Source organism: Vibrio sp. 1CM23M, from assembly GCF_023161755.1.
In the GTDB taxonomy this organism is placed as follows: Bacteria; Pseudomonadota; Gammaproteobacteria; order Enterobacterales; family Vibrionaceae; genus Vibrio; species Vibrio coralliirubri.
This window is the reverse complement of record NZ_JALNTR010000002.1, coordinates 1,248,552-1,261,917: the sequence shown is the minus strand read 5'-3', so window position 1 is coordinate 1,261,917 and position 13,366 is coordinate 1,248,552. Positions and strand designations below refer to the sequence as shown.

Sequence of the window (13,366 nt, the reverse complement as noted above, 5' to 3'; positions counted from 1 at the left end):
CGCCAGAACCTAAATCTGGTGCGTCTACCAATTCCGCCACGACCGCAGCAAATCTTTATAGTTATATCGACATTGGTAATTCAATATAACGTTGTTTGTTCTTCTTTCATAAAGAAAGAATGGTGGCTACTGCGGGATTTGAACCTGCGACCCCATCATTATGAGTGATGTGCTCTAACCAACTGAGCTAAGTAGCCATTTCCAAATTGTCGTTCATTTCGAGACGTTGCCGCTTCGTTGTGAACGGGGCGCATTATGCGTAGTTGAGCGAAACCCGTCAACTTTTTTTTTGAATAAATCGCGAATAAACATCTGTTCGGTTTCTTTTTAGGCAAAGAGGCGTATTTGTCGACAAAAAATAGCTCTAAAAGGCGATATATATAGGAAGTTAAGTTTCTGATGAGGGGCAATTTAGAAACGAGAAAAACAAAAAGGCCAGTGAATTCACTGGCCTTTTTTCTAGATGTTTAATCAGAATTATACGTTGAAGCGGAAGTGAACAACGTCACCATCTTTAACGATGTATTCTTTACCTTCAAGGCGCCATTTACCTGCATCTTTCGCACCGCTCTCACCGTTAAATTCGATGAAGTGATCGAATCCAACAACTTCAGCACGGATGAAACCTTTCTCGAAGTCTGTGTGGATCTTACCCGCTGCTTGTGGCGCAGTTGCACCTACAGGGATTGTCCAAGCGCGAACTTCTTTAACGCCAGCTGTGAAGTAAGTTTGAAGAGTCAGTAGTTCGTAACCAGAGCGGATCACTCGGTTAAGACCTGGTTCTTCGATACCCATATCCGCTAGGAACTCTTCGCGATCTTCGTCATCAAGCTCAGAAAGCTCAGATTCGATTGCTGCACAAACAGCAACAACAACGTTGTTTTCGTTTTCTGCGTATTCGCGAACAGCGTCTAGGTATGGGTTATTTTCAAAACCATCTTCTGCAACGTTTGCGATGTACATTGTTGGCTTAAGTGTTAGGAAGTTTAGGTAGCCGATTGCTGCCGCTTCTTCTTTGCCAAGTTCAACAGTACGCGCCATACCACCTTCAGTTAGAACTGGAAGTAGCTTTTCTAGTACAGTGATTTCGAATTTAGCGTCTTTGTCGCCGCCTTTTGCTTTCTTCGCGTTACGTTGAATTGCACGTTCACAGCTGTCTAAGTCAGCCAGTGCAAGTTCAAGGTTGATCACTTCGATATCTTCGATTGGAGATACTTTGCCAGCAACGTGAACAATGTTTTCATTTTCAAAGCAGCGTACAACGTGACCGATAGCGTCAGTTTCACGGATGTTAGCTAGGAATTTGTTACCAAGACCTTCACCTTTAGATGCGCCAGCAACTAGGCCCGCGATATCTACGAATTCCATTGTCGTTGGAAGGATCTTCTGTGGATTAACAATTTTTGCTAATGCATCTAAGCGTAGATCTGGAACCGGAACGATACCTGTGTTTGGTTCGATCGTACAAAATGGAAAGTTTGCTGCTTCGATGCCTGCTTTAGTCAGTGCGTTAAACAGAGTTGACTTACCAACGTTTGGTAGACCAACGATGCCACATTTAAAACCCATGATATAAACCTTATTCTGCTTTGAACGTATGTAAGCGATTTTGTGCTTTTGGTAGGCCATCTTTTAATAAGATGTCTAGGCTGCGAACCGATTCGTCAACGACGGCCTCGATACACTCTTGCTCTTTTTGAGGAGCTTTGCCTAATACATAACCTGCAACTTTATCTTTGTGTCCTGGATGGCCAATGCCTAATCTAAGACGATAGAATTCTTTATTGTTACCCTGCTTGCTGATGATGTCTTTCAGACCATTATGTCCACCATGACCACCACCTTTTTTAAACTTTCCAATACCAGGAGGCAGATCTAACTCATCGTGAGCGACCATGATCTCTTCTGGTTTAATTTGGTAGAACTTTGCTAAGGCTGCAACTGCTTTGCCTGACAAGTTCATAAAAGTCGTTGGGATCAGCAAACGAAGATCTTCACCGTGAACCATGATACGACCCGTTAGGCCAAAGAACTTTGGTTCGTTCTTTAGTGTCACGTTATGTACACGCGCTAATTCTTCAACTACCCAAGCGCCCGCATTGTGGCGAGTTTTGGCGTATTCTGGACCTGGATTAGCCAGTCCAACGAGAAGTTTTATTTGTTGGCTCAAGGTATGGATCTCTCTTGGGATTTCAAAAAGCGCCGTATGATATCACAGTTTATGAAAAAGGTGCGAGCTAGCTGATAGCTGCGCGATTATTCCTGTTTGTGATAACTAACAGTGCAATATTACTCAGACATAAAAAAAGCACTTCATTGAATGAAGTGCTTAATGTTTTTCTCTCGTGTGTTCCTAAAGCAAAGCTATTGGGCTTTGATTAGTTGAACATCGCTGAGATTGATTCTTCGTTGCTGATACGACGAATCGCTTCAGCAAGCATGCGAGAAAGGCTAAGTGTTGTCACTTTACCAGTCGCAGCCATCTCTGGAGATAGAGAGATAGAATCCGTTACGATAACTTGGTCTAGAACAGAGTTCTTGATGTTGTTCGCAGCAGTACCAGAGAAAACAGCGTGAGTTGCGTAAGCGAATACACGCTTAGCACCGCGCTCTTTAAGCGCTTCAGCTGCTTTACATAGTGTGCCACCCGTATCGATCATGTCATCAACGATAACACAGTCACGGCCTTCAACATCACCGATTAGGTTCATTACTTCAGAAACGTTAGCACGTGGACGACGCTTATCAACGATAGCGATGTCAACATCACCTAGCGCTTTAGCCGTTGCACGAGCACGTACAACACCACCAAGGTCTGGAGAAACCACAACTGGGTTTTCTAGGCCACGGTTAGCCATGTCTTCTAGAAGAACTGGAGTGCCGAAGATGTTATCAACAGGTACATCGAAGAAGCCTTGGATTTGCTCTGCGTGTAGGTCGATAGTAAGAACGCGGTCAACGCCAACGTTAGAAAGGAAGTCTGCAACAACTTTTGCAGTAATTGGCACACGAGCAGAACGTACACGACGATCTTGACGGGCATAACCGAAGTAAGGGATTACAGCAGTAATACGGCCAGCAGAAGCACGGCGCATTGCGTCAATCATTACCACCAATTCCATAAGGTTGTCATTGGTTGGTGCACAAGTTGATTGAATCAGGAATACATCGCTACCACGAACGTTTTCATTGATTTGAACAGCGACTTCGCCATCAGAAAAACGGTCTACAGTAGCATCGCCAAGAGAGATGTATAGACGATCAGCAATACGTTGGGCTAGTTCAGGTGTTGCGTTACCAGCAAATAGCTTCATATCAGGCACGGTGGAAACCTCGGGTTGCGTCCAGTTTTAAATAGATTGTGGGTGGGCTGATTGGTATTCAGCCAGAGTTTCTTTTAAAGGAGAAATGTTTCTTCCTTTCGCTACGAAAGCGGAAACTGTGTCAGGCAGTTGTTCTCGCACCAATTCGGCTTCTTTTTTGCTGTTAAATTCAGCAAAAACGCACGAACCTGTGCCAGTCAATCTCGACGGCGCGTATTGTAGCAGCCATGAAAGTTGCTTATCAACCTCTGGGTACAGCATTCGCACAATTTTTTCGCAATCGTTTACGTATTCTTGCTCTAGAAGCGTTGATAGTGCTCGCTTTGGCGTGTTTCGAGTTAATTCTGAATGTGTGAATATGTCTACAGTTGCTATGCTCGCTTGAGGCTTGGCCACAAGATACCATTTTTCATCCGGATTAGCCGGCTGTAGCTGTTCTCCAACCCCTTCAGCAAAGGCGGCGTGGCCTCGAACGAAGACAGGAACGTCAGCACCAAGCTTCAAACCGATCTCGGCGAGCTGATCATCCGACAGGTTGAGTTGCCACAAATAATTCAGAGCGACCAACACGGTTGCTGCATTTGAAGAGCCTCCGCCAATACCGCCACCCATAGGCAGTACTTTCTTGAGTTCAATATCGGCACCGAAAGAGGTTGAGGTATATTGCTGTAGCGCAGTAGCGGCTTTCCAGATCAGGTTGTCTTCAAGTGCGACCCCAGGAATTTCTGGTGTGATTGTTATCGAGCTAGTTTCTGAGTTTGCGGTAACCGTCAGTTCATCACCAAAATCAACAAACTGAAATAAGGTTTGAAGTTCGTGATAGCCATTGTCACGTCGACCTGTGATGTAGAGAAACAAATTCAGTTTAGCCGGAGAAGGCCAATGGGTTGGCGTTGTTATCATTTTTTCAGTGTCCACTTCGAAACTACAATGTTGATTTTGTTATTGTCTTGCTTGAATGACAATCGAGTAGGGAGTGGGATTGTCTCTACCTTAGTGTTGTCTTCATTAGAGTTCTTGTTGTCTTCACCAGATAATAGCTTATTCGGCATCTCTGTATTGCGATAGTTAGCAAAACTCAGTGTCCATAGTTGGTTGCTGACTTGTTTGGTGAGAGATTCAAGCGTGTTGGTGGTGTTCAATTGGTAGCTATCGGCTTGATCTGGAATGCCAAGGAACCATTGTGGTAGATGATCAATAGGGATCTGTAAGCCTGTCAGCTGCTCAACCAAGACTGAAGCGCTCGCATGAGTAAATACTTGATCATCATAGGTCACGACTTTTGCACCTGATGGATCAATGGTTAGGTTCAATGCAGTTTGACCGAGAAAAGTCGTAAGCCTTAATTGACTTTGATTTGGTGAATGCTTCCAAATGAAATTTAGGCTTTGGCGTTGCTCTAGGGAAATGTAAGCGAGCTTGCCTGAGGCTTGATAGTTTTCTATCTGTAAAAGCCGATCTTGATGACTTTGCCATTCAACGCTGGTTGGTTGTTCTGGGATAGACGAGCAACCCACCATAATTATGGCCATAAAAATAAGAGACGTGATTTTGAGAAGTTTGCTCATATTTGCTCACAACTTGTTCAAATTTATCTAAAAAACGCTTCAACTATAGCATTGAATTCACGAAGTCAGGAAAACAAATCCCGCTTGCTCTTTAAATAGAGCCATGCATCAAGTAAAATTCGCCCCTTGTTTCCATTCCCTGATCGAGAACTTCTGATACATGTCTTTGCTTGCCGTAGGTATCAATCACAATACAGCGTCGGTTGAATTGCGAGAAAAAGTCGCTTTTGGTCCAGATAAATTATCTGAGGCACTCAAGCAACTTAACGCAAATGCACACGTAAATGGAAGTGTCATACTTTCTACCTGTAATCGAACTGAAGTGTATTGTGACGTCAAAGGCGTGGCAAAAAACAAGCTCATCGATTGGTTGTCCGTTTTCCATCAAGTGAGCCCTGAAGAGCTAAAACCGAGCATTTATGTCCATGAAGAGCAGGCGGCGATTAAACATTTAATGCGCGTAGCTTGTGGCTTGGACTCTTTGGTATTGGGTGAACCACAGATCTTAGGTCAGGTGAAGCAAGCTTATACAGACTCGCGCGAGAACAAATCTGTTGATGCTTCAATGGAAAAGCTGTTCCAGAAATCATTCTCTGTCGCGAAGCGTGTTCGAACTGAAACGGAGATCGGCGGAAGCGCGGTTTCGGTTGCTTACGCAGCTTGTACGTTAGCCAAACACATCTTTGAGTCGATTGCCGATTCAACCGTGTTATTGGTGGGTGCGGGTGAAACCATTGAGTTGGTGGCTAAGCATCTTTCAGCGAATGGCTGCACCAAGATGATTGTGGCTAACCGAACTCGTGAGCGTGCTTTAGGGCTGGCTGAAGAGTTTGGTGCTGAAGTGATCAGCCTCAATGAGATCCCTGATCATCTGCATCGAGCGGATATCGTGATCAGCTCAACCGCAAGTCCGTTACCTATCATTGGTAAAGGCATGGTTGAAACCGCACTGAAAACAAGAAAACATCAACCTATGTTGCTGGTTGATATTGCGGTTCCGCGTGATGTGGAATCTCAGGTTGGTGAATTGAATGACGCCTACCTTTATTCAGTGGATGATCTGCAGTCGATTGTTGATGGCAACATTGAACAACGCAAAGTAGAAGCGATTCAAGCGGAAGCAATCGTTAGCGAAGAAAGTGCAGCATTCATGAGTTGGATGCGTTCACTGCAAGCTGTAGACAGTATTCGTGACTACCGTAAATCGGCCAACGAAATCCGAGAAGAATTATTAAGTAAGAGTTTACAATCACTTGCCGCTGGCGGTGACCCTGAGAAAGTCTTACTTGAGCTAAGTAACAAGCTCACAAACAAATTGATCCATGCTCCAACGCGCGCACTTCAAAGTGCAGCTGAGCAAGGAGAACCTGCAAAATTAATGGTCATTAGACAGAGTTTGGGCTTAGAAAACCCTCAATAATATTAGACCTCCAACAGAATAAGACATTATGAAAGCCTCGATTCTAGTAAAGCTTGAAACACTTGTTGAACGCTATGAAGAAGTTCAACATCTACTTGGTGATCCAGATGTAATCGGGAATCAAGACAAATTCCGTGCACTTTCTAAAGAGTACTCTCAACTAGAAGAAGTGACGGCTTGCTTCCAGTCATACCAGCAAGCTCAAGAAGATTTAGAAGCTGCTGAAGAGATGGCAAACGAAGATGACGCTGAAATGCGTGAAATGGCTCAAGACGAAATCAAAGACGCAAAAGCGGCGATTGAACGTTTGACTGATGAGCTGCAGATTCTTCTGATTCCAAAAGATCCAAACGATGAGCGTAACTGTTTCCTTGAAATCCGTGCAGGTGCGGGTGGTGATGAAGCGGGTATCTTCGCGGGCAACCTGTTCCGTATGTACTCTAAGTTTGCTGAGAAGAAAGGTTGGCGCGTTGAAATCATGAGCAGCAATGCTTCTGAACAAGGCGGCTACAAAGAGATGATCGCTAAGGTTAGTGGCGACGCTGTTTACGGCACCATGAAGTTTGAGTCAGGCGGTCACCGTGTACAACGTGTACCTGAAACCGAATCTCAAGGCCGAGTTCACACGTCAGCATGTACGGTTGCGGTTATGCCGGAAATCCCAGAAGCAGATCTTCCAGAAATCAAAGCAGGCGACCTTAAAATTGATACTTTCCGTGCATCAGGCGCGGGTGGTCAGCACGTTAACACCACGGATTCAGCAATCCGTATTACTCACTTACCAACGGGTACAGTAGTAGAGTGTCAGGACGAGCGTTCTCAGCATAAAAACAAAGCGAAAGCGATGGCTGTTCTTGCTGCTCGTATTGTTCAAGCAGAAGAAGAGCGCCGCGCGGCAGCGGTTTCTGATACACGTCGTAACCTACTAGGTTCGGGTGACCGTAGTGACCGTATTCGTACGTATAACTACCCACAAGGTCGTGTTTCGGATCACCGTATCAACCTTACTATCTACCGTCTTAACGAAGTACTTGAAGGTGACATGCAAAGCTTGCTTGATCCTGTACTTCAAGAGCACCAAGCCGATCAGCTTGCTGCACTTGCAGAGAACAACTAACCAGTATGCAGTCAGCATATACGGTTGAAAGTGCTTTAAAAGCAGCAATCGTAAAGCTTCAAGAGGGTGATAACACATCACCCTCTATTGATGCCGCGGTACTGCTTTGTCACGCCTTAGATAAACCAAGATCTTACCTACTGACTTGGCCTGAGAAGCATCTCACCTCAGAGCAAGAGTCTGAATTCAATGCCCTTTTAAAACGTCGCTTAACCGGTGAGCCTGTGGCTTACATAATTGGTGAGCGTGAGTTTTGGTCACTGTCGTTAAAAGTTTCCCCTTCTACATTAATCCCACGCCCAGATACCGAGCGTTTGGTTGAGGTAGCTTTGGATAAAACGTACGGCAAGCAAGGTGCGATTCTAGACTTAGGGACAGGTACCGGTGCTATCGCGTTAGCATTGGCATCAGAGATGCCGAATCGACAGGTAACGGGTATCGATCTTCGCCCTGAAGCACAGCAGCTTGCTACAGAGAATGCACAACGTCTCAACATCACCAACGCTACCTTTTTGCACGGCAGTTGGTTTGAGCCTTTGAGCTCTGAAGACGTTGTGAAATTCTCTCTGATTGTTTCTAACCCGCCATACATTGAGAAGAATGATCCTCATTTATCTCAAGGCGATGTGCGTTTTGAGCCGATCACAGCACTGGTTGCTGAAGAGAAAGGGCTCGCGGATATTCGATACATCTCTGAAAACGCACGTGGCTTTTTGGAAAATGAAGGTTGGTTAGCATTTGAACACGGCTATGACCAAGGTTTGGCAGTTCGTGAGATTATGCAGGCGCTCGGTTATCTCGATGTTGTGACAGAGAAAGATTACGGTGGCAATGACCGAGTGACATTGGGTCGTTACTGTCCATAGTTAGTGATTGTTAATCGTCTTGTGAGCAATGGCTGATGAACTTGCTAAATTAATACCTTTAACTCGACAATACATTTAACTCGGTAATGCATTTAACGCAGAAATACAGAGATTTCATGCAGAACTACAGAGCATTAACGGGTATTGTGAGGCTCGTGTTAACGAAAGCACATATAAAAATATAAAGGAATACCATGTACGAAGGTCTAAAACATTTTCACCTATTAACGATTGCTATAAGTGCGCTACTTCTCTCGATTCGTTTCGCTCTTATGATGGCTAACTCACCTAAGCTTAAGCATCCTTTCTTGCAGCGTTTCCCTCATATCAATGACTCGTTGCTATTGCTATCGGGTATTGGATTGATTTTCATCACTGGCTTTATTCCATTTACACCAGCAGCACCATGGTTAACCGAAAAACTAACTTGTGTTATGGCTTACATCGCATTAGGTTTCTTTGCGCTTAAGCTAGGTAAAAACAAGCTACTGAGAGTATTCTCTTTCTTTGGTGCGCTTGGCTGGTTAGCGATGGCAGGCAAAATCGCAATGACCAAGACACCAACATTTTTCGGTTAATTATCTCCTTATTTCGGTTAACTACTCTATGTACGAATTTTTTGATGAAGACTTTGACCAGCTAGAGTTAGCTGAAGGTGCATTGATCTTAAATAAAGCGATTAACCCAGAAACTCAAGACAGTTGGGCAGAGCAAGAGCTGGCGAGATTGTTAAAAGACGCCGAGTTTGCTTTGGTTAATGAAACCGATGAACAGCAGAAGTTTGAATCTTTTATTCGACTATTCTTTTATGAATGGGGCTTTGCTGGCGATAAAGACGCGTATTTCTCTTCGGAAAACGCGTTCATCGATAAAGTGCTTGAGAGAAAGAAAGGCATTCCAGTGAGTCTGGGGGCGATCTTTCTTTTTCTAGGTCGCAAGCTAGGCTTTCCTGTAGAGGGCGTCTCTTTCCCTACTCAATTCTTACTTAAAGTAAGTTGGTACGGGCAAGCTGCGGTCTACATTAACCCTTATAACGGTGAGTATGTTGGCGAACAAACGCTGCGAGCATGGTTAATTGGACATGACGGCCCATTAGCTAAGGTGAAACCTGAGCACTTGGAAGTTGCCGACCACCCAACAATTATTGGTAAGTGGTTAGCCCTGCTCAAGAGTGCACTGCTGCGAGAAGAGCGTTATACGCTTGCATTGAAGTGTACTGACCTTGCTTTGACGTTTGTACCTGATGACCCGTATGAAATCCGCGACCGTGGCTTTATCTATCAACAACTGGATTGCCACCAAGTAGCAGCGACGGATTACCAATATTTTATCGACCAATGCCCAGATGACCCTGCATCTGAGTTACTGAAATCTCAAGTGAACGTCATGAACGAAAAGACAGTGGTCGTTCACTAATTAATAATTATTTAGAGAGAATATGATGGAACAGAAAACAGTTCACATTGGCGACATGCCAATTGCTAACGACAAGCCATTTACGCTATTTGCAGGCATGAACGTTCTTGAATCTCGCGATTTAGCAATGCAGATCTGTGAGCACTATGTGAAAGTAACAGAGAAGCTGGGTATCCCTTATGTATTTAAGGCGTCTTTCGATAAAGCGAACCGCAGCTCTGTTCATTCGTACCGTGGTCCAGGAATGGAAGAAGGTCTTAAAATCTTCCAAGAGCTGAAAGATACTTTCGGCGTGAAGATCATTACTGATATCCACACAGAAGCTCAAGCTCAGCCTGTTGCGGATGTGGTTGATGTAATCCAACTACCTGCATTCCTAGCTCGTCAAACTGACCTTGTTGAAGCAATGGCTAAGACTGGCGCAGTAATCAACGTGAAAAAGCCTCAGTTCATGAGCCCGAACCAAGTTGGCAACATCGTTGATAAGTTCGCTGAGTGCGGTAACGACAACATCATCCTTTGTGAGCGTGGCGCTTGCATGGGTTACGATAACCTTGTTGTGGATATGCTTGGCTTTGGCGTAATGAAGAAGTCTTCAAACGGTAGCCCAATCATCTTCGACGTGACGCACTCTCTACAAATGCGTGACCCATCAGGTGCTGCATCTGGCGGTCGCCGTGAGCAAACGGTTGAACTTGCTAAAGCTGGCCTGGCGACAGGTATTGCGGGTCTGTTCATTGAAGCCCACCCGAATCCAGACCAAGCTCGTTGTGATGGCCCATCTGCGCTACCTCTAGACAAACTAGAGCCGTTCTTGAAGCAGATGAAAGCACTTGATGACCTTATCAAAGGCTTTGAGCACATCGATATTAAATAATCGAACTGCATATAATTAACAGCCGGCGCAAACGCCGGCTTTTTTGTACCTATCGGTCAGCGAGTTGCGGTTAAGTTGATACTTTCAAACCAGCCAGTCCATCGATTGCTATGTTATAACGTATCAATTAAGACTTTGATAAATAGAATAAATTTAACGAAGGTCACTTTTCGGGGATGTTGAATTGAGCCAATCACAAATAATCTAAAAAATTATGAAAACGTTTGCCTGTGATCACTTATTTGCTCAAATGCAACTTTGCCGCTTTGTTACACACTCGATAGGAGATTAAGGTGATCTATCCTACATAAATATGAAATCACTCTGTTAGGTTTACCGTCTTAATTTAAACTACTTCATGTTTTACTAAATTCTAACGATGTTTCCTTAGCGGACATTTGTTGAGTTTGAGTGATAAAAAAGCAGTGGATTCCCCTAAAAAGTTCAAAGGTATGACAATGAAGCAACGCCTTATTCTAAAGACAGCACTAAGTGCTGCAATTCTAGCTACTCTAGCTGGGTGTGCGTCTCAATCAGCTCATGATTGGAACCAAGACGAAACTTACAAGCTAACGATTCTTCACACAAACGATAACCATGGTCGTTTCTGGCAGAATAAATACGGCGAATACGGCATGTCTGCGCGTAAAACGCTAGTTGACCAACTTCGTTCAGAAGTTGAAGCAGAAGGCGGTAGCGTGTTGCTTCTATCTGGCGGTGACATCAACACGGGTGTTCCAGAGTCAGACCTTCAGGACGCAGAACCTGATTTTAAAGGTATGAACAAAATTGGTTACGATGCAATGGCATTGGGTAACCACGAGTTTGATAACTCTTTAGATGTACTAGATAAGCAGATCGATTGGGCTAATTTCCCGATGCTATCTGCGAACATCTACGATAAAGCGACAGGCGAACGTAAGTTCCAAGCTTACGAGATGTTCGAAAAGCAAGGCATCAAGATTGCGGTTATTGGTTTAACAACGGAAGATACTCAAAAGATTGGTAACCCTGAATTTATCGCAGGCATCGACTTCCGTGATCCAAAAGAAGAAGCGAAGAAGCTAATCGCTGAACTTAAAGAAACAGAAAAACCAGATCTAATCTTTGCTGTGACTCATATGGGTCACTACGAAAATGGCCAACGTGGTGTTAACGCACCGGGTGATGTCGCACTTGCTCGTTACCTAAATGAAGGCGATCTAGACATGATCGTTGGTGGTCACTCTCAAGAGCCTGTATGTATGGAAGGTCCTAACGTTGCGAAGAAAAACTTCAAGCCGGGTGATGAGTGTAAGCCTGACGTACAGAACGGTACCTACATCGTTCAAGCTCACGAGTGGGGCAAGTACGTAGGTCGTGCTGATTACGAATTCCGTAATGGCGAGCTAGAGATGGTGAGCTACGATCTGATTCCAGTTAACCTTAAGAAGAAAGTTAAGATTGACGGTAAGAAGCAACGTGTTCTTATTCAAGATGAAATCGCACAAGACCCAGAGCTACTTGAATTCCTACGTCCTTTCCAAGAGCAAGGCCAGGCACAGCTAGAAGTTCAAATCGCAGAGACAAATGGCAAGCTTGAAGGCGATCGTAACGTCGTTCGCTTCCAACAAACCAACCTAGGTCGTTTGATTGCGACTTCTCACATGGAGCGTGCAAAAGCAGACTTCGCTGTGATGAACTCTGGTGGCGTTCGTGACTCAATTGAAGCCGGTAATGTTACTTACAAAGACGTGCTAACGGTACAACCTTTTGCGAACATCCTGACTTACACAGACATGACGGGTAAAGAAGTTCTAGATTACCTAAATGTAGTGGCGACTAAACCAATCGACTCTGGTGCTTACGCTCAATTTGCAGGTATCTCTATGACAGTAGCGAACGGTGAAGTATCGAATGTCTTCATCGGTGGCAAACAGCTTCGTCTAGACGAAACATACCGTTTCACAGTACCAAGCTTTAACGCTGCGGGTGGTGACGGTTACCCTAAACTGTCTGACCACCCAGGTTACGTAAATACTGGTTTTGTTGATGCTGAAGTACTGAAAGAGTACCTAGAAGCAAACAGCCCGGTTGACGTGAACAAGTACGCGCCTTCAGGCCAAATGGTATACAAGTAATTGAATCCAAGCAATTGTATCAATAGGTGCTAAATTAGATTGACTCTAGGACCATGATAAATTTAACTAAAGCGACGCCTCGGCGTCGCTTTTTGTTTATCTATCGTTTGGATTTGTTATGACCCCTGCAATCAATCTTGCCAAGAAAAAGAAAATCGCTCATAGCGTGCATCAGTACCATCATGATGCCAATAATACGAACTATGGTTTAGAAGCCGTTGAAGCGCTTGGTCAAGATCCCAAACGTGTATTCAAAACGCTGTTGTTCTGCTTGAATGGTGTGGCGAAAGATTTGGCGGTTGCCGTTATTCCTGTCGACCAGAAGCTAAATCTAAAGCTGGCAGCAAAAGCGGCGAAAGGCAAAAAAGCAGAGATGGCTGATCCTGAGATTGCTCAGAAAACCACGGGTTATGTTGTTGGTGGAATTAGTCCGCTTGGTCAGAAGAAAGCACTGCCTACTTTTGTTCATTCGAGCGCTACCGATTTTGAAACGATATGTGTGAGTGCAGGAAAGCGCGGGCTAGAAATTGAATTAGCCCCAAAAGACTTAACACTGCTCACTCGCGGCCAGTTTGCTGATCTATGTTTATAGATTGTCGTCGTCATGAATGATAAAACTATCGAATGACAAACAAAAACGCCCGCTAGACTAATCTAGC

13 protein-coding genes and 1 tRNA gene are annotated in these 13,366 nt (G+C 44.4%); 8 read left to right on the top strand and 6 right to left on the bottom strand.

Translation table 11 applies throughout. The annotated features are described in order from the left end of the window. Positions 1 to 120 precede the first annotated feature (120 nt). The 6 genes from MSG35_RS10990 to lolB form a co-directional block, all read right to left on the bottom strand. A tRNA-Met gene (locus MSG35_RS10990) sits at positions 121 to 197 on the bottom strand. 280 nt (positions 198 to 477) lie between these two features. Then, positions 478 to 1,569: a redox-regulated ATPase YchF gene (ychF, locus tag MSG35_RS10985; RefSeq protein WP_010439159.1), complete on the bottom strand. Its 1,092-nt coding sequence runs from the start codon at positions 1,567 to 1,569 to the stop codon at positions 478 to 480. Positions 1,570 to 1,579: 10 nt separating this feature from the next. After that, positions 1,580 to 2,170 (bottom strand): aminoacyl-tRNA hydrolase, encoded by a 591-nt coding sequence (gene pth, locus MSG35_RS10980; protein WP_004739815.1) that lies wholly within the window; start codon positions 2,168 to 2,170, stop codon positions 1,580 to 1,582. A gap of 208 nt (positions 2,171 to 2,378) precedes the next feature. Continuing rightward, positions 2,379 to 3,323, bottom strand: a complete 945-nt coding sequence (locus MSG35_RS10975) for a ribose-phosphate pyrophosphokinase (RefSeq protein WP_004739814.1) — start codon at positions 3,321 to 3,323, stop codon at positions 2,379 to 2,381. Between the two features lie 27 nt (positions 3,324 to 3,350). Next, positions 3,351 to 4,226, bottom strand: a complete 876-nt coding sequence (gene ispE / locus MSG35_RS10970; RefSeq protein ID WP_248383895.1) for a 4-(cytidine 5'-diphospho)-2-C-methyl-D-erythritol kinase — start codon at positions 4,224 to 4,226, stop codon at positions 3,351 to 3,353. Further along, positions 4,223 to 4,891, bottom strand: coding sequence for a lipoprotein insertase outer membrane protein LolB (lolB, locus tag MSG35_RS10965; protein WP_248383894.1), 669 nt, complete (start codon positions 4,889 to 4,891; stop codon positions 4,223 to 4,225). The genes ispE and lolB overlap by 4 nt, the downstream gene beginning before the upstream one ends. 160 nt (positions 4,892 to 5,051) lie before the next feature. Between lolB and hemA the strand changes: the two genes are divergently transcribed. The 8 genes from hemA to ybaK all read left to right on the top strand — a co-directional run bounded on the left by hemA (position 5,052) and on the right by ybaK (position 13,299). After that, entirely contained in the window at positions 5,052 to 6,311 is a 1,260-nt protein-coding gene (hemA, locus tag MSG35_RS10960; RefSeq protein ID WP_048609602.1) for a glutamyl-tRNA reductase, read from the top strand. Between the two features lie 28 nt (positions 6,312 to 6,339). After that, positions 6,340 to 7,428 (top strand): peptide chain release factor 1, encoded by a 1,089-nt coding sequence (prfA, locus tag MSG35_RS10955; RefSeq protein ID WP_019821589.1) that lies wholly within the window; start codon positions 6,340 to 6,342, stop codon positions 7,426 to 7,428. 5 nt (positions 7,429 to 7,433) lie between these two features. Continuing rightward, positions 7,434 to 8,294 (top strand): peptide chain release factor N(5)-glutamine methyltransferase, encoded by an 861-nt coding sequence (prmC, locus tag MSG35_RS10950; RefSeq protein ID WP_248383893.1) that lies wholly within the window; start codon positions 7,434 to 7,436, stop codon positions 8,292 to 8,294. 194 nt (positions 8,295 to 8,488) lie between these two features. Next, the gene (locus MSG35_RS10945) at positions 8,489 to 8,872 is read left to right on the top strand and encodes a SirB2 family protein (protein WP_009848726.1); all 384 of its coding nucleotides are present in this window, start codon (positions 8,489 to 8,491) and stop codon (positions 8,870 to 8,872) included. A gap of 28 nt (positions 8,873 to 8,900) precedes the next feature. Next, positions 8,901 to 9,710 (top strand): SirB1 family protein, encoded by an 810-nt coding sequence (locus MSG35_RS10940; RefSeq protein WP_050648081.1) that lies wholly within the window; start codon positions 8,901 to 8,903, stop codon positions 9,708 to 9,710. Between the two features lie 22 nt (positions 9,711 to 9,732). Continuing rightward, entirely contained in the window at positions 9,733 to 10,587 is an 855-nt protein-coding gene (gene kdsA, locus MSG35_RS10935) for a 3-deoxy-8-phosphooctulonate synthase (protein WP_017069619.1), read from the top strand. A gap of 458 nt (positions 10,588 to 11,045) precedes the next feature. After that, complete coding sequence (gene ushA, locus MSG35_RS10930) at positions 11,046 to 12,707, top strand: bifunctional UDP-sugar hydrolase/5'-nucleotidase UshA (protein WP_248383892.1); 1,662 nt, start codon at positions 11,046 to 11,048, stop codon at positions 12,705 to 12,707. A 118-nt stretch (positions 12,708 to 12,825) separates the two neighbouring features. Beyond that, complete coding sequence (ybaK, locus tag MSG35_RS10925; RefSeq protein WP_050643097.1) at positions 12,826 to 13,299, top strand: Cys-tRNA(Pro) deacylase; 474 nt, start codon at positions 12,826 to 12,828, stop codon at positions 13,297 to 13,299. Positions 13,300 to 13,366: the final 67 nt, after the last annotated feature.

What these genes read in the sequence shown, in the direction of transcription:
- hemA (WP_048609602.1), top strand. Translation starts at nt 5,052, where the DNA reads ATGTCTTTGCTTGCCGTAGGTATCAATCACAATACAGCGTCGGTTGAA.
- prfA (WP_019821589.1), top strand. Translation starts at nt 6,340, where the DNA reads ATGAAAGCCTCGATTCTAGTAAAGCTTGAAACACTTGTTGAACGCTAT.
- MSG35_RS10945 (WP_009848726.1), top strand. Translation starts at nt 8,489, where the DNA reads ATGTACGAAGGTCTAAAACATTTTCACCTATTAACGATTGCTATAAGT.
- MSG35_RS10940 (WP_050648081.1), top strand. Translation starts at nt 8,901, where the DNA reads ATGTACGAATTTTTTGATGAAGACTTTGACCAGCTAGAGTTAGCTGAA.
- ushA (WP_248383892.1), top strand. Translation starts at nt 11,046, where the DNA reads ATGAAGCAACGCCTTATTCTAAAGACAGCACTAAGTGCTGCAATTCTA.
- ispE (WP_248383895.1), bottom strand. Translation starts at nt 4,226, where the DNA reads ATGATAACAACGCCAACCCATTGGCCTTCTCCGGCTAAACTGAATTTG.
- ychF (WP_010439159.1), bottom strand. Translation starts at nt 1,569, where the DNA reads ATGGGTTTTAAATGTGGCATCGTTGGTCTACCAAACGTTGGTAAGTCA.
- lolB (WP_248383894.1), bottom strand. Translation starts at nt 4,891, where the DNA reads ATGAGCAAACTTCTCAAAATCACGTCTCTTATTTTTATGGCCATAATT.
- ybaK (WP_050643097.1), top strand. Translation starts at nt 12,826, where the DNA reads ATGACCCCTGCAATCAATCTTGCCAAGAAAAAGAAAATCGCTCATAGC.
- kdsA (WP_017069619.1), top strand. Translation starts at nt 9,733, where the DNA reads ATGATGGAACAGAAAACAGTTCACATTGGCGACATGCCAATTGCTAAC.
- prmC (WP_248383893.1), top strand. Translation starts at nt 7,434, where the DNA reads ATGCAGTCAGCATATACGGTTGAAAGTGCTTTAAAAGCAGCAATCGTA.